Annotated in this window: 20 protein-coding genes; 12 read left to right on the forward strand and 8 right to left on the reverse strand. The window is 39.7% G+C overall.

Annotated features, from left to right (window positions below; translation table 11 throughout):
- Window positions 1–16 precede the first annotated feature (16 nt).
- Complete coding sequence (locus ACQKKK_RS18980; protein WP_427618196.1) at window positions 17–265, reverse strand: DUF6609 family protein; 249 nt, start codon at window positions 263–265, stop codon at window positions 17–19.
- Between ACQKKK_RS18980 and ACQKKK_RS18985 the strand changes: the two genes are divergently transcribed.
- Window positions 265–2,919: a YhgE/Pip family protein gene (locus ACQKKK_RS18985; protein WP_427618198.1), complete on the forward strand. Its 2,655-nt coding sequence runs from the start codon at window positions 265–267 to the stop codon at window positions 2,917–2,919. The genes ACQKKK_RS18980 and ACQKKK_RS18985 overlap by 1 nt on opposite strands.
- Window positions 2,920–3,013: 94 nt before the next feature.
- The gene (locus tag ACQKKK_RS18990) at window positions 3,014–3,148 is read left to right on the forward strand and encodes a hypothetical protein (RefSeq protein ID WP_427618200.1); all 135 of its coding nucleotides are present in this window, start codon (window positions 3,014–3,016) and stop codon (window positions 3,146–3,148) included.
- Between the two features lie 705 nt (window positions 3,149–3,853).
- Here the strand turns inward: ACQKKK_RS18990 and ACQKKK_RS18995 are convergent.
- Window positions 3,854–4,543, reverse strand: a complete 690-nt coding sequence (locus ACQKKK_RS18995; protein WP_427618202.1) for an aspartate/glutamate racemase family protein — start codon at window positions 4,541–4,543, stop codon at window positions 3,854–3,856.
- A 360-nt stretch (window positions 4,544–4,903) separates the two neighbouring features.
- Here ACQKKK_RS18995 and ACQKKK_RS19000 point away from each other — a divergent pair, with 360 nt between their 5' ends.
- From ACQKKK_RS19000 to ACQKKK_RS19020, 5 genes are all read left to right on the forward strand, one after another.
- A complete protein-coding gene (locus ACQKKK_RS19000; protein WP_427618204.1) occupies window positions 4,904–5,413 on the forward strand; it encodes a hypothetical protein in 510 nt (169 codons plus the stop codon).
- A gap of 628 nt (window positions 5,414–6,041) precedes the next feature.
- Window positions 6,042–7,061 (forward strand): AI-2E family transporter, encoded by a 1,020-nt coding sequence (locus ACQKKK_RS19005; protein ID WP_061461714.1) that lies wholly within the window; start codon window positions 6,042–6,044, stop codon window positions 7,059–7,061.
- Between the two features lie 338 nt (window positions 7,062–7,399).
- Window positions 7,400–8,221 carry a basic amino acid ABC transporter substrate-binding protein gene (locus ACQKKK_RS19010; protein ID WP_427618206.1) on the forward strand — a complete coding sequence of 274 codons (822 nt, stop codon included), beginning with the start codon at window positions 7,400–7,402 and terminating at the stop codon, window positions 8,219–8,221.
- Window positions 8,222–8,296: 75 nt separating this feature from the next.
- Window positions 8,297–8,953 (forward strand): amino acid ABC transporter permease, encoded by a 657-nt coding sequence (locus ACQKKK_RS19015; protein WP_427618208.1) that lies wholly within the window; start codon window positions 8,297–8,299, stop codon window positions 8,951–8,953.
- Window positions 8,950–9,672 carry an amino acid ABC transporter ATP-binding protein gene (locus tag ACQKKK_RS19020; protein WP_427618210.1) on the forward strand — a complete coding sequence of 241 codons (723 nt, stop codon included), beginning with the start codon at window positions 8,950–8,952 and terminating at the stop codon, window positions 9,670–9,672. The genes ACQKKK_RS19015 and ACQKKK_RS19020 overlap by 4 nt, the downstream gene beginning before the upstream one ends.
- 64 nt (window positions 9,673–9,736) lie before the next feature.
- Here ACQKKK_RS19020 and ACQKKK_RS19025 read toward each other — a convergent pair whose 3' ends face one another.
- The 3 genes from ACQKKK_RS19025 to ACQKKK_RS19035 all read right to left on the reverse strand — a co-directional run bounded on the left by ACQKKK_RS19025 (window position 9,737) and on the right by ACQKKK_RS19035 (window position 11,737).
- Complete coding sequence (locus ACQKKK_RS19025; RefSeq protein WP_427618212.1) at window positions 9,737–10,108, reverse strand: hypothetical protein; 372 nt, start codon at window positions 10,106–10,108, stop codon at window positions 9,737–9,739.
- Window positions 10,109–10,258: 150 nt separating this feature from the next.
- Entirely contained in the window at window positions 10,259–11,143 is an 885-nt protein-coding gene (cidR, locus tag ACQKKK_RS19030) for a cidABC operon transcriptional activator CidR (protein ID WP_427618213.1), read from the reverse strand.
- Window positions 11,144–11,311: 168 nt separating this feature from the next.
- Complete coding sequence (locus ACQKKK_RS19035; protein ID WP_427618215.1) at window positions 11,312–11,737, reverse strand: universal stress protein; 426 nt, start codon at window positions 11,735–11,737, stop codon at window positions 11,312–11,314.
- Between the two features lie 162 nt (window positions 11,738–11,899).
- On the opposite strand from ACQKKK_RS19035, the gene ACQKKK_RS19040 reads away from it, so the two are divergent.
- The 5 genes from ACQKKK_RS19040 to ACQKKK_RS19060 all read left to right on the forward strand — a co-directional run bounded on the left by ACQKKK_RS19040 (window position 11,900) and on the right by ACQKKK_RS19060 (window position 17,281).
- Window positions 11,900–12,328, forward strand: coding sequence for a MerR family transcriptional regulator (locus ACQKKK_RS19040; protein WP_427618217.1), 429 nt, complete (start codon window positions 11,900–11,902; stop codon window positions 12,326–12,328).
- 35 nt (window positions 12,329–12,363) lie between these two features.
- Window positions 12,364–13,131: a 3-hydroxyacyl-CoA dehydrogenase gene (locus ACQKKK_RS19045; RefSeq protein ID WP_427618219.1), complete on the forward strand. Its 768-nt coding sequence runs from the start codon at window positions 12,364–12,366 to the stop codon at window positions 13,129–13,131.
- Between the two features lie 110 nt (window positions 13,132–13,241).
- Entirely contained in the window at window positions 13,242–14,387 is a 1,146-nt protein-coding gene (locus ACQKKK_RS19050; RefSeq protein WP_427618220.1) for an acyl-CoA dehydrogenase family protein, read from the forward strand.
- A gap of 29 nt (window positions 14,388–14,416) precedes the next feature.
- Window positions 14,417–15,568 carry a thiolase family protein gene (locus ACQKKK_RS19055; protein WP_427618222.1) on the forward strand — a complete coding sequence of 384 codons (1,152 nt, stop codon included), beginning with the start codon at window positions 14,417–14,419 and terminating at the stop codon, window positions 15,566–15,568.
- 132 nt (window positions 15,569–15,700) lie between these two features.
- Window positions 15,701–17,281, forward strand: a complete 1,581-nt coding sequence (locus ACQKKK_RS19060) for a fatty acid--CoA ligase (RefSeq protein ID WP_427618224.1) — start codon at window positions 15,701–15,703, stop codon at window positions 17,279–17,281.
- A 388-nt stretch (window positions 17,282–17,669) separates the two neighbouring features.
- On the opposite strand, the gene ACQKKK_RS19065 is transcribed toward ACQKKK_RS19060, so the two are convergent.
- The 3 genes from ACQKKK_RS19065 to ACQKKK_RS19075 form a co-directional block, all read right to left on the reverse strand.
- Window positions 17,670–17,852 (reverse strand): YfhD family protein, encoded by a 183-nt coding sequence (locus ACQKKK_RS19065; RefSeq protein ID WP_427618225.1) that lies wholly within the window; start codon window positions 17,850–17,852, stop codon window positions 17,670–17,672.
- 94 nt (window positions 17,853–17,946) lie between these two features.
- On the reverse strand, window positions 17,947–18,069 hold the full coding sequence (locus tag ACQKKK_RS19070; RefSeq protein WP_427618227.1) for a YfhE family protein: 123 nt from the start codon (window positions 18,067–18,069) through the stop codon (window positions 17,947–17,949).
- Window positions 18,070–18,123: 54 nt separating this feature from the next.
- Window positions 18,124–19,044, reverse strand: coding sequence for a TIGR01777 family oxidoreductase (locus ACQKKK_RS19075; protein WP_427618229.1), 921 nt, complete (start codon window positions 19,042–19,044; stop codon window positions 18,124–18,126).
- Between the last annotated feature and the right edge of the window lie 105 nt (window positions 19,045–19,149).

A 19,149-nucleotide genomic window follows, 5' to 3' on the forward strand; every position in this document is an offset into this window, starting at 1 on the left:
AAATCATTGTAAGGATTTAACTAAAATGTGTCCATGAAACTATACTAACTCCAGGAACTAAAAGAAATATACCAAATATTATTTTTATTAAACCATCAATATATCCAAAATAATCAAAGCTTATATTCGAATTTAATATACTTATTAAATGGCATCTCGCTTTCTGATGTTGTATTCTTATATGTATTGAAAAAATGAGCTGCTTATGAAGCGGCAACTTTCCAAATGGGAAGAATGGATAACTGAATAAGGAAGGGTGGAACATTGAAACAAATACTCAGCATTGTTAAACAGGATTTTCGGAATTTGAAGGGAGTTCCCCTTGTTGCTGTGCTACTGATAGGTTTGGCCTTTTTACCTTCACTATATGCGTGGTTTAATATTGCGGCAACATGGGATCCCTATAGTGAAACAGGTCAAATTAAAGTGGCAGTTGTGAATGAAGATAAAGGTACAGAACTCGATGGAAAAAAAATCAATGTTGGAAGCGAGCTTGTTGATAATTTAAAGGATAATGACAAGATGGGCTGGACATTTGTTGACCGCAAAACTGCGGAGAAAGGTGTTAGAGATGGCGACTTTTATGCAAGTGTCTATATTGATCATTCTTTTTCAAAGAAATTAACAGAGGTACTTAATGGAAATCCAAATGCCCCAGAAGTCCGTTATGAAGTGAATGAAAAGCTGAATGCCATAGCTCCGAAAATGACATCTGCAGGAGCATCCGCAATTGTGGACGAAATTAGCCAAAACTTCTTAGCAGAGGCTTCAGAAGCACTTTTCAAAGAATTTAATAATATAGGCATTAAGCTAGAAGAAGAGTTGCCTACGATCCGGAAAGTTGAAAATAATATTTTTGAACTGGAGAAGCGATTCCCGGAAATAAATGAATTAGGCGATAAGATTGTTGATTTAAATGAGGAATGGCCTGAAATTAAAGGAACCATTAACAAGGTCATTGAGTTAGAAAAGCATTTTCCAGAATTAAATCAAGGCGCTCAGAAAATTTTAACATTAGAAGAAAAATTGCCTCAATTGAACAGCGTTGGTAAAAAGGTGCTAGAGCTTGAAGAGATGATTCCAGAGATTGAGAAAGCAGCTGAAGGTTTAGATGATGCCAGTGCGAAGTTTTCCGATATTGCCGAGCAATTAAATACCGCTCTTGACGGTGTTCGTAAGGCGCAAGAAATTATAAAAAAAGTGCAGCAAGCTGTGCCGGTTGCCGATAAAATAGCATCTGATACAACAGAGTATGTCAGCCAATTAAATAAATTTTTATCTGAAAATGAAGGGGCAATTAATCCAATATTGGATGTGATTGCTCAAAATGCCGTTATGATTCAAAATGGCGCAGATTCGATTGATTCCATACTTAAACAGCTTGAAAATGACCAGATGAACGATTCAGTCAAGGAATCGATTGCTTCATTGCAAGATCAAATTGAAACAAATATTCAATTATTAAATGATGCGATCAACATGTTTTCAAAGTTAAATGAAAATGGGGATTTCACGCCGGTCATTAACCAATTAACAGCAGTTAAAAATAGTTTAGAGACCTTGAAGTCATCACTATCTAATATTGGAGATGGAAACCTATCAGCCGATAAAATTAACGCTATTCGTCAGCAAGCTCAACAAGCGAGCAGCAAGGCGGGAGAATTAATCAATTATCTAGATGGTGGAGGTAGAGAGTCTATTAATCAGGCGATGGCGAAATTAAGGGCAGTAGCAAAAAAAGCCGGAACTGATTTAGAGCAATTGCAATCGGAATTGCCAAATATAGAAGAAGTGCTTTCCAATGCTGAATCGATTGCCAATACCGGTGAGAAACAGCTGGAGAAAATTATTCAGGATTTGCCTGCAATCGAGGCGAAGGTGAATGAATTAGTAGACAGGATTCAAACTGACTTGCCAGTGGCTATTAATGCAGTCCACGAAGTGAGCAATTTTATCCGTTCTGATTTACCTGGGGTGGAGGAAAAGGTTCATGAGGCAGCTAAGTTTGTCCGCAATGACCTCCCGGGTATCGAAGCTGAGTTTTCTAGAATTGCCAGTCTAGTTGAAGAAAACTTGCCAGAAGTGGAAAAAGGTTTATCAGAGGTATCCAACTTCGTTAAGACGAGTTTACCAGGTCTGGAAGGTACGGTTGGAAAAACAGCAGAAAGCATCCGTGAATTTGAGAAGGATAATGATTTAAATGAACTGGTTGCTCTTTTGAAAAATGACATTAAAAAAGAAAGTGAATTCTTTTCAGAGCCGGTCAAGCTAGTCGAAGAAAATCTTTATCATATTCCAAATTACGGTTCAGCGAACACACCTTTTTATACTGCCTTATGTTTATGGGTGGGCGCGTTACTGTTAGCCAATTTGTTAAAAACTGATGTCCATCCAAAGGATATGAGAGAAGAATATAAAACTCATCATATCTATCTTGGCAGGCTTATCTTATTTTTGATCATAGCCTTTTTACAAGGGCTGATTGTAAGTCTTGGTGATTTATTTATATTAGGCACTTACGCGGCCAATCCATTTTGGTTTGTTGTATTTACGATAGCCATTGCCCTAATTTTTATGACAATGGTGTATACAATCGTATCAGTATTCGGGAATATTGGAAAAGCGATAGCCATTATATTAATGGTACTGCAACTATCTGGTGCTGGAGGTACATTCCCAATTCAAGTGGCGCCGCCATTTTTCCAGGCAATCAATCCATTCCTGCCGTTTACCCATGCGATTAATATTCTGCGGGAAGCTGTGGGAGGCATTGTGCCAAGTGTTGTTTGGCAAAGCTTTTTCTACTTGTTTTTATTCTTCCTGGCAGCCTTAATCTTAGGGCTCGTATTGAAAAAGCCATTAACTCCTTGGTTAAGTAAAACAGCTGAAAAATCAAGATCGAGTCGAATGGTTGATTAAAATGTCAAGGACCCTCGCCGTTATAGGTTGAGGGTCTTTGCTTTTATATTTAAGTTGGACGTAATAGACTGTGATTTCCGGAGGGAAAAACCTGATGACGCCTCAAGGTGTTGAAGAAGGCCGTCAGATTCAAGGATATGGTTGGGCAGGCTGCGTATTAGTAAATGAAACTGGAGGATTGCTACACAAACCATGTATGCGCAGCTTAAACGGTCCCCGGAACAAATGAATTCGATTAAGAAATTAATGTTCGTTCTTATTTTCCCACTAGCTATAATACTTACGTTTGTTGTCCGAAATATGTTTCAAAATTTTGGGTGATTCTTCCACTAACCTGCCCCGATAGTTTAAGTACTATCATTCACAATCTCAATAGAGTAGAGCTTATTGAGACATATTCAAAGTAACTCTAAATTAGGATTTATAATGTTTCATAAGTCTTGTATCAAAATGCTTAACGTTGTATATCCGCATTTTCCTGACTCTACCCCGATTAAGGTAAACTAAATTTGTTACTTATTGAGCTAATGTGTCATTTTGTGAAGGAAAGGGCGCTTTTATTTAACAAGTAGCTAAAAGGATCTTCCAACCGAAAATCCTTTTGTCATTGCCGATAAGCGTGATTTTATGTTAACTAATATTGTGTATCATATCAAAGCTACGCCGAGTGGAAAATTGGTTTTTTTGTGTAGTGGTTGTTCCACAATCGGGCGCAATTGTTGAATAATAAAATCCCAATTTCTCATTTATATCACTTAGAGATTGGGATTTTTAATGCTGGAATATCCTTAACGTTGTAAATTCGCGTTTGGCTGGCGGTACCCCTAATAACACTTCGTAGATGTAACAATAAAGTCGTTTAAAAATCTAAGTTTTCTTCCACAATCGCGCCCGTTTGCGGAAGAATTAAAAAATCTTAAAAAATTTCATAACCTTATTTTAAGGACATATTTACAGCTTCAAAAGCATGTATGTAGGTTGTGTCAAATAGAGGAACAACAGAATCCTCCGGCTTTACCAATAACCCAATTTCTGTACAGCCTAATATAATCCCTTTAGCGCCAGATTCGATTAAACCTTGGATAACTTTTTTATAATAATTCCTTGATTCATGATGAATCTTACCCAAACATAACTCTTCGTAAATAACCTTGTTTACAATCTCTCTTTCATTGTCATTTGGCACAATAACTTGTATACCGTTAAACTCCAAGCGTGATTTATAAAAATCCTGCTCCATTGTGTACCTTGTGCCTAGTAACCCAACAGAATTAATTCCTTTCTCTTTAATTTGGGCTGCTGTTGCATCTGCGATATGCAAAAGAGGTACATTAATTTTTGACTGGATGTCACCTATAACTTTGTGCATCGTATTAGTACAAATGACAATAAAGTCAGCTCCTCCCTTTTCCAAAGAACGCGCAGCATTACCTAACATTTCACCGGCCATCTCCCAGGCGCCTTCTGATTGGTAACGTTCAATTTCATGAAAATCGACACTATATAAAAGACATTTCGCTGAATGTAATCCCCCTAATCTTCTTTTAACTTCTTCATTGATAATCCGATAATATTCAACAGAAGATTCCCAACTCATTCCGCCAATAAGACCAATAACCTTCATTTTATCCTCTCCATTATCCTTTTTTATCTTCATTATTAGCATCGATTAACCTACAAACAACTCCTTTTTTTATTCAACAAAATGGCCCGATTGTTGAATAGCATGACTGACGTTTTTAAACAACTTTATTATTATGAAACATCTGTGACAAGGTCCAGTAACTCATTTTCCATATCGTTATCAAAAAAAATCAACAAATATGTTCGGAGAGCTACCATATCCTTTGGCACTCACAAACCCTATCTAAACCTGAAGTCACCTTGATTGTTTAGAGAGCAACTGCTTTTTATAAATTAAATATGTCCTAAAACACACAAATGCGAAATAGGTATTTAGTACAAGGTGAAAGGGGATGTCATAATGAGAACTCTAGAGCTAAAAGTTTTATTACAAACTTTAGGTGTAGCAGTCGCAATATCCTTTTATTTCTGGGCTAACTATTTAACTAATCCTATCGAAGGGAAGAGTGCATCTGATTTATCAAAAGAAGTAGTTGGTAGCATTTCATCATCAATATCTGCAATATTTAAAGAAGCAGTAAATCAACCGTATGAGGTCCAACATACTTCCTATAACTTAATATGGAACTTAGGACTGCCACTTATTTTGTTTCTGATTGTTACTACTCTTTTAGGAACGGTTTGTTTCCATTTAGCAAAATCAATCTTTACAGATGCTGATTCTACCCTAGATAATGGGATAAAGTGCATAACGACAATTGGGCTCGCATATGTGACCATTATGTCTGGATTAAGAAGTTTAGATCTATTAATCCTAAACTTTGCAGTTGCAGCCGTCTCCATCTTTTTATTTATTATTTTGTTAGGGATCTTTAGAGCTCCATTTTCCAATGATTCTAGGGATTTCTGAATCCAACAATTTTGGTTTTCGGTGTATTATAATTAGAGTAATAAAGCCCTTTATATAATAAGGGCTTTTATCGTTTAAAATCCTTATTAATTGTTGGAGTTAGTTAATGGATTGAAAAGAATATTTAAAATATTCACATTATATAGTTTTAAATAAACATTATTTTTGGAATGGAGAAATTTCAAGGGGGTTTTGTCCTGAGTGTAGTTTTGTCTCTCATGTGAATGTAATATTATCAGGGGTTTATAGGTTTTTTCTCATGTGTATAATATACATCCAGCATTTGATTTTTAAAGAGCAGTTTAATATGCATCTTGAACAGATGGAGAAATATAAGAAGCAATTAGCGGATTATTATAACGAACCCATCCCCGAAGATATCGATGTGAAGGATGAAGATTAGCATCTGCCCATTTGGCAGATGTTTTTTCATGCATGAATATCAATGGAATTAGGGGAATGTGTGTTCTGATAAAGGTCTTATCTAACGTCCGCATAATGGGGCTTACTGATCATTCAAATAATTTTGTTGTCAATGTAAGGTATTTGTAGTAGTATCCCTCAATTCCGTGTAAAATATAAAGTAGAAGGAATTATCACAGCAGAATGGTAGTTAGGAGATAGGTAAGTGGTAAAAGAGTATTTGCAAAGCGAAGGTTTTTCAAGGTTAATTACATTAATTGTGTTAGTCCTCTTTTTAATAAGCATCGGAAGTATGGTTAATATCGTGTTATTCACATTTGTTTTCACTTTCTTGATGGGAAGGCTGGAGCAATTTATCATGATTCGGCTAAATAAAGTGATGCATATCAACTCTAAGGTTGTTATTAGCTTTTTATATGCAGTCGTTATTTCTTGTTTAGCCATCGTTCTTTATAAATATCTACCGGTCATAACGTTGCAATTTACGGAATTAGTTACACAGATCGTTTTCTTCTTTCAACATCCTCCCGATAGTCGGGTCATCCAATACGCCATTAGTTTAATGAACGAGAACGGATCGCCGCTCGATCTTCAAAAACAGATGAATACGCTTTATCTTTATGTATCTGATTTCGGCAAACTGGCATTACAGATTTTCCTTTCTATACTGCTTAGTCTATTTTTCTTATTGGAAAAAGATAAAATTATTCGTTTTACTTCTAAATTTAAGCGGGGTAAATTCAAATCCTTCTTTATAAATCTTGGTCACTTTGGAGTTAAGTTCATCAATTCTTTCGGAAAGGTAATTGAGGTCCAGTTCTTAATAGCCATTACGAATGCAGTCCTTTCAGTATTTTTCTTATGGATTCTTGGATTTCCACAGTTGATCGGTCTAGGAATTATGATTTTCTTCCTAGGGTTGATTCCGGTTGCAGGAGTTATTATCTCCTTAGTTCCACTTAGCATGATTGCCTACAGTATCGGCGGTATGCCAAAAGTGATTGCTGTATTTATCATGATTGTTGTGATCCATTCACTTGAAAGCTATATTTTAAATCCAAAATTCATGTCGGCAAAAACAAATCTTCCAACATTTTTCACCTTTATCATCCTATTGTTTTCCGAGCATTTCCTTGGGATATGGGGCTTGATCATCGGGATACCGATCTTCATCTTCTTGTTGGATATGTTAGATATTGAAGAGGGGACTAAGGAAGTCCCATGATAATCATTTAAGCAGCGGCCACGCTAATTTGGCCGCTGCTTATTTTTGTTCGATTAAACCTTTTGAAAGTTGGCACTATCTGTTTCTAATATAATAACCATTAATTGGAATGGAGGTGAAAAGTCCGCATGTTTACTCATTAAAGTATAATTACGTTTCTAATTTACTGAGTTAATTGATTAAAATTTTATTTTACTAAAGTTATTTGTCCGACTTTTTATTGCATAAAAAAACAAATAAACGTATAATATTCTTGAAAGAATAAACTGAATCTTCTATAAAGTTAGATTTATCTGTTTTTTAAAAATAGAGTTTACGAGAGAGAAGAGGGGATTATTTTGAAAAAGGTTTCTTTTTTAGTTTTTGCCATGGTAACTTCTTTGTTATTAGTCATGACAGGATGCGGGAAGGATAAGGAAGTTTCGACAACCAGTAAAGAAGAAGAGTCCAATGGAAAAACACTCAAGATCGTGACGGACGCCAATTATGCTCCATTTGAATTTCGTGAAGGTGATAAGATTGTAGGATTCGATGTTGATTTCATCAATGCTGTTGCTAAAGAAGCGGGTTATGAAGTTAAATTGGAAAGCGTTGGTTGGGATCCGATCTTTGTTGAAATTGAATCTAAGAGAGCGGATGTCGCAATTTCTGCGATTACAGTGAATGACGAAAGAAAACAATCTTATGATTTTTCGGTTCCGTACTTTTTATCCACAAACAAGATTCTCGTTCCAGAGAAAAGTGATATAAAATCAGGAAATGAATTGAAAGGGAAGGTCATTGCCGTTCAGACTGGTACAACCGGACAGGAAGCGGTAGAGAAACTCCTTGGAAAAAATCACAAGGACATCAAAAAATTCGAAAATAATAACCTGGCCATTCAGGAATTATTAAAAGGGGGAGCTTCGGCAGTCGTGGCTGATAATACGGTTGTTGAAGAATATGTGAAAAATAACCCTGATCAAAAACTGAAGGTCGTTGAAGATAGCAATAGTTTCAATGAGGAATTTTATGGTCTTATGTTCCCAAAAGGCAGTGAATTGAAATCGGAGTTCGATAAAGCTGTGAATGCCATTTATGAAAATGGTAAATATGCAGAAATTTATAAAGAGTGGTTTGGTACTGATCCAGATATCGAAACATTGAAAGCACAACAATAAAAACAAGTGGATAAAGATTGCGTAACTTTACGTGTGAAGTTACGCAGTTTTTTTGGACTTTAGGAGGGGAACGGAATGAGTTTTCGCTGGGATATTATTTTTGAATATGCTCCTTTCTTATTAAAAGGAACATTACTTACTATAGGGCTGTCGGTTTCCTCCATCCTCATCGGAACCTTTTTGGGGTTATTGATCGGTTTAGGGAAAATCATGAGAAACAAAGTGCTTGCCTTTCCATTTTACTGTTATGTCACGGTTTTTCGCGGAACACCGCTTTTAGTTCAAATCTTTTTAATCCATTTTGGCATTGTGCCCCTTTTTACCGGGGAAACGAATGCAATAACTGCTGGGGTCATTGCTTTATCTTTAAATGCGGCCGCATATATTGCGGAAATTTTCCGTGCGGGCATTCAATCCATCGATAAAGGGCAAATGGAAGGGGCACGTTCATTGGGAATGACCCATACCCAAACAATGATTCATGTTGTACTACCTCAAGCTTTCAAACGAATGATCCCTCCGTTGGGAAATGAATTCATCGTATTATTGAAGGATTCATCCTTGCTTTGTGTCATTGCAGCACCAGAATTAATGTATTGGGGGAAAGCGATGGGGAGTCAGTATTTTAAAGTTTGGGAGCCATATTTGGCATGTGCCTTCATTTATTTATTCCTGACCCTCATTTTAAGTTTCGTATTAAATAGACTCGAAAGAAGGTTGGAAACAGTATGATCAAGGTCGAGAATCTAAAGAAGTCATTTGGGGAAAATGAAGTATTGAAAAATATCAATGCAATCGTTGCACCTCAGGAAGTAGTGGTGGTAATTGGGCCTTCTGGATCGGGTAAATCCACTTTCCTCAGGTGTATCAATCAACTTGAAACGATAACGGGAGGCCATATTTTCATCGAAGGACTTGATACGACAGACAAGAAGGTCAATATCAATAAAGTTCGAACGGAAGTTGGCATGGTATTTCAGCATTTTAACTTATTCCCACATAAGACTGTTCTTGAGAATATTATGCTCGCGCCTTTAAAGGTCCGCAAGATTTCCAAAGAACAGGCTTCAAAAAGGGGCATTGAACTGCTTAAGAAAGTGGGGCTTGCCGAGAAAGCAAACGCATACCCGGATTCATTATCGGGGGGACAAAAGCAACGTGTCGCAATCGCCAGGGCGTTGGCGATGGAACCCAAAATCATGTTATTCGATGAGCCGACTTCCGCTCTTGATCCGGAAATGGTCGGTGAAGTCCTTGAGGTCATGAAGCAACTGGCTAAGGAAGGCATGACCATGGTGGTGGTGACCCATGAGATGGGGTTCGCAAAAGAAGTTGGCGATCGCGTGATTTTCATGGATGAAGGTTATATTATCGAAGAAAATATCCCCAGTGAGATTTTTGATAATCCCCAGCAGGGAAGAACCAAAGCCTTTTTGAGTAAAGTACTATAATTATGCTTTTAAGAAAAAAACCTTCCATTTAATGAAGGTTTATTTAGGAACATATCATTGGGCCTCATTTGATGCTTGAAGCGCCTAAAAGCGATTCAGGGCTTTTACCGAGCACAAGCATGCTGATTTTAGCATATCCAACATTTTTATATTGGGAGAAGGTCTGAAGTAATACCTGGAAATTCGGGTCATCCTTTAACTTTTGAACTTCCTCTATATATAATCTGATTACGGATGGCATAACGAATTCAGGGGTGTTTTCGTTAGGGGTTACATCCATGATTAATGTCCCCATATATTGATATTTAAATTGAAAAGCCCGTGTTAAGGCAACGACATGGAGCAGTTTATTAAATAGTTCGGGGTATGAACATTTAATTTTCTCCAGAGCTGCTTCGGCTGCATGTAACTCATCGACATTAGATAAAGTGATCATGAATATCTCCTTTCCGAAACTGTAGAATCTATCGGCATTTACCGTGCTAACCCAGTCTAACCCCGCCGCTACGTATTGTAAAATGGTTAGATGTTATCATGTGCATAACCCAAATCTATGATAGTGCTTACATCGATCATGCGGATTAATTCACTCTTTATGTGACAACGCTTCCCTCGTATATTTCAGCCATTCTTTTGCAGCGTAGGACAGGTAATGCTCCTTACTCCAAATGAATCCCAAATTCCAACTGATGGAGGGATTTTTAACCTTGATGGACTTTACGCGTTCATCATTACGGCATAAACTTTCAGGTAATAGAGAAACGCCAAGTCTACAGTAAACCATTTCCTCAATAAAATCCCAGCGTGAGCTTTCCGTGACGATATGTGGAGAAAAACCTGCTTCATTACAGGATGAAATGACGAGATCACGAAGGACGTAATCTTTATTGAATAAGATGAAAGACTCGTTTTCCAGGTCGGCCAAATCGATTTCTTCCCGACAAGCATGTGGATGGGAGGGATGAACAATCAAGTTGATGTCTTCTTCTAAAAAAGCAAAATAATGAAAAAGTGCGGTATTGGTTGGCAGGACTATTACACCTATATCAATTAAGTCATTTTGGACTGATTCTTCAATTTTCTTTGAACCATCCTCTACTAATTGAAAGGTAATATCGGGATAGTCCTCATGGAAACGGCTAAGAATTCGGGGGAAGAAAGAGGCGTCGATGATCGGTGGCAACCCAATGCGTATATGCCCCTTTTTTAAACCTAATAAATTGTCCATTTCCGTTTCTAAATTGTGAAAGGCCTTATCAATCAATTTTGCCTGCTCTAAGACAACCCTGCCAGCATCGGTTAAGATCAGTTGTTTACGGGAACGATCAAAAAGTTCAACACCTAGCTCGGTTTCCAGGTTTTTAATCATCTTACTTATGGTCGGCTGGGTTATGAATAAATGATCGGCAGCCCGAGTGAAGCTATTGAAATTGGTTACCTCTATAAAGTATTGCAAATGTTTAATATCCATTACTTCACCTGTTATCCTCATTAAAATTACTTTCATTTTACCTGTAAACGGAAGTGTTTGTAAAACATGATAAGTATTGAGTTACCTAATGTTCATGTTCGCATAAAGAAGCTGGATTCCAAAGGGAACCCAGCTTCTCTAGGATAAGCGAAAAGTTTGCAGTACATTTTATTTGACCAATAAGACAGGCACAGGGGAATGCTGAACGATGTAGTGACTCACGCTGCCCAGGAATTCCTTGAAACCACTCAATCCGCGGCTGCCCATGATGATAAGGTCACAATTCTGGGATTGTGCATGTTCCAATAAAGTCGTGATGGCTGAACCTTCTACGACAAATGTTTGGGATGGATTCGGGATTTCGGATAATAGTGCTTCCGCTTTTTTTATCACTTCATTGCCATACTTGAGCATGGATTCTTCAATTTCCTGAAAAGCATTGCCATATATATATGGTTTGATTGGAAGCGTAACAGCGTGAAGCACCTGGATTTCGATAGCGGGATCCAGCTTCGCTAATTCAATCGCTTTTTCTAAAGATTTAAGCGCCAATTCAGACTCATCATAAGCAACTAATATTTTTGAACATAGCATGATCTTGTCCTTCCCTTCTTTTGAAGAATATACTAATAGTATATCAGTCTAAATCTTTCGCACAGTTTTATATATTGTAAATTTTGTGAATATTTATTGAAGTTTACGTTAACGTCAATGTTAAAATAGGTAAATAATCCCTTTGTAAAGCGTGGTTTTAACATGTACACCATATCTGAGTTATCAAAAGAATTCGAATTGACGACAAGGACTCTCCGATATTATGAGGAACTGGGTATGCTCAGGCCAAAGCGAACCGAAACGGGAAGAAGAGTTTATGGAAAGAAAGAATACGCACAACTCAAAATCATAATGCGCGGTAAGAAGTATGGGTTTTCGTTAGTGGAAATCAAGGATATAGTCCTGTTATTCGATAAGGATGGGACGGGTATTAAGCAATTGGAAAAAACGATAGAAACGGCAGGACAGAAATTAAACGAAATTAATGATCGCATTAAAGAGCTGGATGAATTGAAGCAGGATTTTGAACAGGTAATCAAAGGCTTTACCGAGACCCTTTGTGAATTGAAGATAAAACAGGCAGGCGGTGAAATTAATATTGAAAATAGGTTTTATGATCGTGAAAGATGAATATATATTCTAGACGATACAAATGAGGTGAGGAATTGGAAATTCAAGAAAGCATTGCAGTGGTGACTGGCGGGGCATCAGGTCTGGGAGCGGCAACAGTAAGAAACATCATTAAAAAAGGCGGAAAAGCGGTCATATTTGACCTCTCGGAAGAAAATGGCGCTAAACTGGTGCAAGAATTGGGAGATTCAGTCCTTTTTGTTAAAACGGATGTAACAAGTGAAGAAAGCGTATTGGAAGCGTTGGAAAAAGGAATTGAAAAATTCCGGAGTATCAATACGGTCGTCAACTGCGCTGGTATTGCAATTGCTGAGAAGGTCATAGGCAGAAAAGGTACACATAAATTGAAAGCGTTCTCAAATGTGGTGACAATCAATTTGGTCGGTACATTTAACGTGATCCGGCTTGCGGCTGAAAAAATGGTCGAAAATAAGCCGAACCAAGAGGGGGAGCGCGGGGTAATTATCAATACTGCTTCGGTAGCTGCCTTTGAAGGACAAATCGGACAAGCTGCATATAGTGCCTCCAAGGGAGGGATTGTTGGGATGACCCTGCCGATTGCAAGGGAGCTTGCAGGCAAAGGGATACGTGTTGTATCGATTGCACCGGGTCTATTCCATACTCCGATGTTCGATTCATTGCCTGATGAAGCAAGGACGTCATTAGGTAAAACCGTGCCATTCCCTTCAAGGCTCGGGTACCCCGAAGAGTACGCTAAACTAACGGAGAGCATCATAACGAATCCAATGCTGAATGGGGAAACCATCAGGCTGGATGGGGCCATACGAATGTCACCCAGGTAAGTGTGAATTCCTTTCAGAAAAGACAATGCCATTCATTGTAATTCTTTGAAAAAAAGCCTTCCCATAAATGGAAAGGGGTAGGGCAAAGCCATACAGAGGAGATAAATCAGATGAAACATCCATATCTAAGTGAAGATCATGAGATTTTCCGCAAATCATTTCGGAAATTTTTGGAAAAAGAAGCAGTTCCCCACTATGAACGATGGGAAGAAGAGAAAATCATTCCCCGATCATTTTGGGCGAAAATGGGGGAACAGGGTTTTTTATGTCCGGACCTTGGGGAAGAGTATGGGGGTTCCGGGGTAGATTGGGGCTTCGCGGTCATTATTAATGAGGAATTGGAAAGAGTGGGCTCTGGTTTCATTGGTTTCGGACTACACAGTGACATCACTGTTCCTTATATTGCCGCATACGGAAATGGGTTGCAGAAACAGCGCTGGCTTCCAAAATGCACGACAGGGGAAATCATTACAGCCATCGCCATGACTGAGCCTGGAACAGGTTCGGATTTGGCCAATATTAAAACGACTGCAATTTTGGATGGAGATCATTACATATTAAATGGTCAAAAGACATTCATCACAAATGGCATTCATTCGGATTTGGTCATCGTTGCTTGTAAAACGGATCCAAGTGCCGTTCCAAAGCATAAAGGGGTTAGCTTAGTTGTGGTCGAAAGGGACACACCTGGATTTTCCAGGGGACGAAAACTGAAGAAACTTGGTTTGCACAGTCAGGATACAGCAGAACTCATCTTCGAGGATTGCCGTGTTCCAAAGGAAAACCTCCTTGGTGAAGAAGGCAAGGGTTTTACTTACTTAATGGAGAAATTACAGCAGGAACGCCTTGTTGTTGCCATTTGTTCCCAAACGGCATCTGAGGATATGCTGGCCGATACAATCGAGTACGTGAAAAGTAGGGAAGCGTTCGGAAAATCCGTGAGCCAATTTCAAAATACTCAATTTAAAATCGCTGAAATGGCAACCGAAATCAAAATGGAGCGTGTTTTCCTGGATCAATTGATCGCCAATCATATGGCGGGTGATCAGGTGGTCACGGAAGTGTCGATGGCAAAATGGCGCTTGACGGAGACTGCGAGAAAAATATCGATTGAATGCATGCAGCTCCATGGCGGCTATGGATATATGGAAGAATATAAGATTGCCAGAAGGTATCGGGATGTCCCGGTAGCAAGCATCTATGCCGGGACAAATGAAATCATGAAGAAAATCATCGCTAAGAATCTTGGCCTTTAATAAAGACAGGATAGAAGGGAAGAGAGTATATGCGGGAAGTGGTTATCGTCGAAGGGATTCGCACGCCAGTCGGCAGAAGGAACGGTGTTTTGAAAGACGTTCGCCCAGATGATCTGGCAGGGGAAGTATTGAGGAAGCTGATTGAAAAGGCAGGCATTGATCCGGCTATTGTCGATGATGTCATTTTAGGTTGTGTTTCACAGGCTGGCGAACAGGCCGGTGATATAGCACGCGTTGCTGCACTGATTGCCGGTTATCCGATTGAAGTTCCAGGAACGACGATTGACCGTCAATGCGGATCAAGTCAGCAGGCTGTCCATTTCGCTTCACAAGCCATTTTGTCGGGAGATATGGATGTGGTAGTGGCGGGAGGAGTGGAAAACATGTCCCGAGTCCCTATGGGGTCTAATTATCAAGGAGCCGTAACAAGTCCAAAGTATTTAGATAGTTATGAGGTGATCAACCAAGGTTTATCGGCTGAAAGAATTGCCGATAAGTGGGGAATAACACGTGAAGAATGTGATCAGTTTTCCGTTGAGAGTCATGGCAAGGCAATACGCGCTCAAAAAGAAGGCCATTTTGACCGTGAAATGATATCAGTAATTGGTACTGATAAGGAAGGTAATTATATGGAAGTTAAGGAAGATCAAGGTCCAAGGGCCGGAACTACGCTGGAAGTACTCGCTGGATTGAAACCGGTTTTTCAAGAAGACGGTTTAATACATGCTGGTAATTCAAGCCAGATCAGTGACGGTGCTGCCGCTTTATTATTGATGGAACGCAGTAAAGCGGAAGAACTTGGATTGAAACCGCGCTTTAAAGTGCATACACGGGTTGTTGTCGGGTCAGATCCAACCTTGATGCTTACGGGCCCGATACCTGCCACTCAAAAAGCTTTGGAAAAAGCATGTCTTTCCATTGATGATATCGATGTCTTTGAAGTGAATGAGGCTTTCGCTCCTGTCCCGATTGCCTGGCTAAAAGAAACAGGGGCAGACCCCATGAAGCTTAATCCAAATGGCGGGGCGATCGCCTTAGGTCATCCTCTTGGCGGAAGCGGTGCCCGATTGATGGTGTCAATGATCCATGAGTTAGAAAGAACAGGCGGCCGTTATGGGTTGCAAACAATGTGTGAGGGCCACGGCATGGCGAATGCCACCATAATTGAAAGATTGGACTGAAACGGGACCATCCGGTTATGAACATTGTAATTCGCACGAAAGTAAAAGCTGAAATAGGGATGAAGCCGACCTTCGGCAGGATGGCCTGAACTCTTCCTGTTGATAGTGGGTTTACTTGAGGAGGAAAATGATATGTCAGTAACGATTAAAAATATCTTTGACCAGACGGTTCAGAATTTCCCCATAAAAGAAGCTATCTACGACGTGAGAAGAAATATCCGCTATACGTACATTCAGTGGAATGAGCAGGTGAATAGATTGGCGGCGGTCCTTCAAGCGGAAGGAGTGCGAAAAGGGGACAGAGTCTCTACATACCTTTACAACAATGAAGAGCTTGCCACCGTACTCTTTGCCTGTGCAAAAATCGGTGCAGTTTTTAATCCAATCAACTTCCGCTTAATGCCAGAGGAGCTGGCCTTCATTTTAAGTGACGCTTCTCCAAAGGTTGTTTTATTCGAACAAGAATTGGAATCGACCGTTGCCGCCGTTGAGAAGCGATTTCCGGAAACGGCTTTCTGGTTTATTGATGATGAAGTGCCTGGGTATGCCAAAGGTTACCGCCAAAAAATGGCCAGTATCTCATCAAAGCCAGACGAAGTGGACGTTTACGAGGATGATGTTTATGCCATCATGTATACGAGCGGGACAACCGGACGTCCAAAAGGGGTCATTCACCTTCATAAAGATATGGTCAAACAAGCAGCAATTTTAATAGAGGCCATGAAGTATGAACGCTCTGATATCGGTTTGATTACTGCACCGATGTTTCATTGTGCTGAATTGCATTGTTCCTTTTTACCTCGCGTACAGGTTGGTGCCACAAATGTCATATTACATCAGTTTAATCCCAAAAAAGTTATGGAAATGATTGAGTCCGAGGGGATCACCAAGTTATTTGCTGCACCAACGATGTGGAATATGCTCATTCAGGAAAAATTGGATGAGTATAAATTCCAGAGCTTGAAGCTGGGGCTTTATGGAGCAGCCCCAATGGCCCCAACACTTGTACGTGCATGTCAGGAGAAACTTGGCATCCAGTTCATCCAAGCTTATGGAATGACTGAAATGGGTCCGGCCGTCACTCTCCTATTGGAAGATGATCAAATTAGGAAAGCAGGTTCTGCCGGCCAAGCTTGTTCCGATCATGAAATCATCATCGCCCGTCCGAATGACGAAGGGCCATCAGATCCCGATGATATTTTGGAACCTGGGGAAATAGGTGAAATCCTTGTAAAAGGTCCATGTATTATGCGGGGGTACTTTCAAAAAGGTGGAGAGACCGAAAAAGCGCTTTACAAAGGTTGGTACCATTCCGGTGACATCGGTTTCTTAGATGAAGATGGATATCTGTGGGTCAAAGACAGAGTGGACGACATGATTATCTCTGGTGGGGAAAATATATTTCCACGTGAAGTGGAAGACACACTTTATGAGCATCAAGGAGTTCTCGACTGTGCAGTACTTGGTCAGCCTGATGATAAATGGGGGGAAATTGTAACGGCCTTCATTGTAGCCAAAGACCCGTCGCTAGCGGAAACCGATTTAGAAGCGTGGTGTAGGAACAGTGATGCACTTGCGAGTTATAAGCGTCCAAGAAGATATATCTTCTGTAATGGGCTACCTCGAAACGCTAGTGGGAAGATACAAAAATTCTTGCTTCGTAAACAGTTGGAAGAAAGTATTGATAACAAAAGTTTGAGGAACCTTCTTTAATTGGGGGGGCGGTAAAACTACTGACAAATTAGTTGGATATCGTATGGGGGAACAAATCGGAAAAAGTATTCAGAATGATACCGAGGAATTACCCTTGGAAAGAGAAGCAGTTAACCTTGAATATCGGCCTGTATAAGAGTTGATAATAATTGATTATACAGAAATAGTTATCCACAACGAAAATGCAGGGTGATCAGCGGAACATACCCTTTATCCACATTATCCACAGGAATATCCAGAAATAACATTGTTTTCAGAATAATAAGGCAGGTCACCTCCCTTTCGTTTGTCAGTATTTTCAGAATATGTCCACAATATACACAGGGGTGTGGATAAACTATGTGAATAAATAGAACCAAGGGGCTGATTTACAGCCCCTTGGTTCTATTTAACGGCGATTATGAGCACGGCGGTCAGCCGCATTGGACCGGGCTTGTGCCTTGATGTCTTCCTGGTCAGCCAATTCGGAAGAATATTCAACGTCAAGTCCGTCACTTTTCAGGTTTTTAGGAACTTGCGGAAGTTTCTGTTTGTTCTTGTCTCGATTATGGTGTATGTTATTGCGTCCCATACTAGCGCCCCCCAGAATAAGCTAGAGATATTATCATCTCTAGCTTATTCTGTGTTGAATGCTTGTTCGAAATGTACGGGAAAAAACTCCAAACTTAACGACGGGGTCTTTTCTCGATAAAGCCACCAGCTCGATCTGCATTTCTAAATTCCCGAGCATATAGAATTGCTTGTGTACTCGTTAGGTTACTTTTTACTTTTTCGTGTTTTTTGGACAATTTAGATCATCTCCATTTCACTTGATATTCCTATTTTTTCCCAAAATGATTCTTTCATACGTGAGAATCTTCTTTTAAGATGGATTGTAAAGCCTCATTAAGGGTTGGGAAAGAAAAGATGAATCCTTCCTCTTTAAGTTTAATGGGAAGGACGTTTTGTCCTTCAAGCACAAGTACACTCATTTCCCCCAACAGGGTCTTAAGGAAGAAGGGGGGGACAGGTAACCAATGGGGCCTGTGCATGACAGCTCCAATTGTTTTACCGAATGTATCCATCTGAACGGGGTTCGGCGCCGTAAAATTGACTGGACCTTCAATCCTTGAATCGTTCATGCAAAAGATGATTGCACGGACAGCGTCATGAATATGAATCCAGGAAAGCCATTGATTCCCTTTTCCCATCTTTCCTCCGCCGAAAAGTTTATAAGGTAGGACCATCATTGGCAGTGCACCTTCTTTTTCTCCCAGGATCACACCGAATCTTGTTAGCACGAACCTTTTACAGTAAGAGCGGGATTTAGCGGCTTCCTTTTCCCAAAGCTTAACAGTACGGGCCAAGAAATCATCACCGATGGATTCAGAGGTTTCGGTAAATGTGTCATGGTCCGATATACCATAGTATCCGATTGCACTTGCGTTGATGATGACAGACACTTTTTCGGGCAGTATGGAAAGGATCCGGTTCATCTCTTTGGAAGCTTCGACCCTGCTCTCGACAATCCGGCGTTTTCTTTCAGGATTCCAACGCCCGCTGTTTAAAGATTCACCAGCAAGGTTAATGAAAACATCGAGCCCTTCCAGATGCTTTTCCGGCTTTGCGTCCTTGGTCAACCAGCCGATATATGTCGAATTTGTCCGTTTTTTGAACTTTTCGGGATGACGGGTCAAAATATATATATCATGATTTTCTTTTGATAATTCATCAATAAGGGCTGTGCCGACAAAACCGCTTCCACCAGCAATGGCTATTTTCATGAAAACCACTTCCTTTCCCTTTTCTTCACTTTAACATGCCTATGTGCTTTTTTCATTTTTAGACATGCTATATCTAGAAATGGTACACGTAAACGGGTAAAGTAG

The sequence above is a fragment of the Peribacillus sp. NPDC006672 genome, assembly GCF_050274955.1.
Taxonomy (GTDB): Bacteria; Bacillota; Bacilli; order Bacillales; family DSM-1321; genus Peribacillus.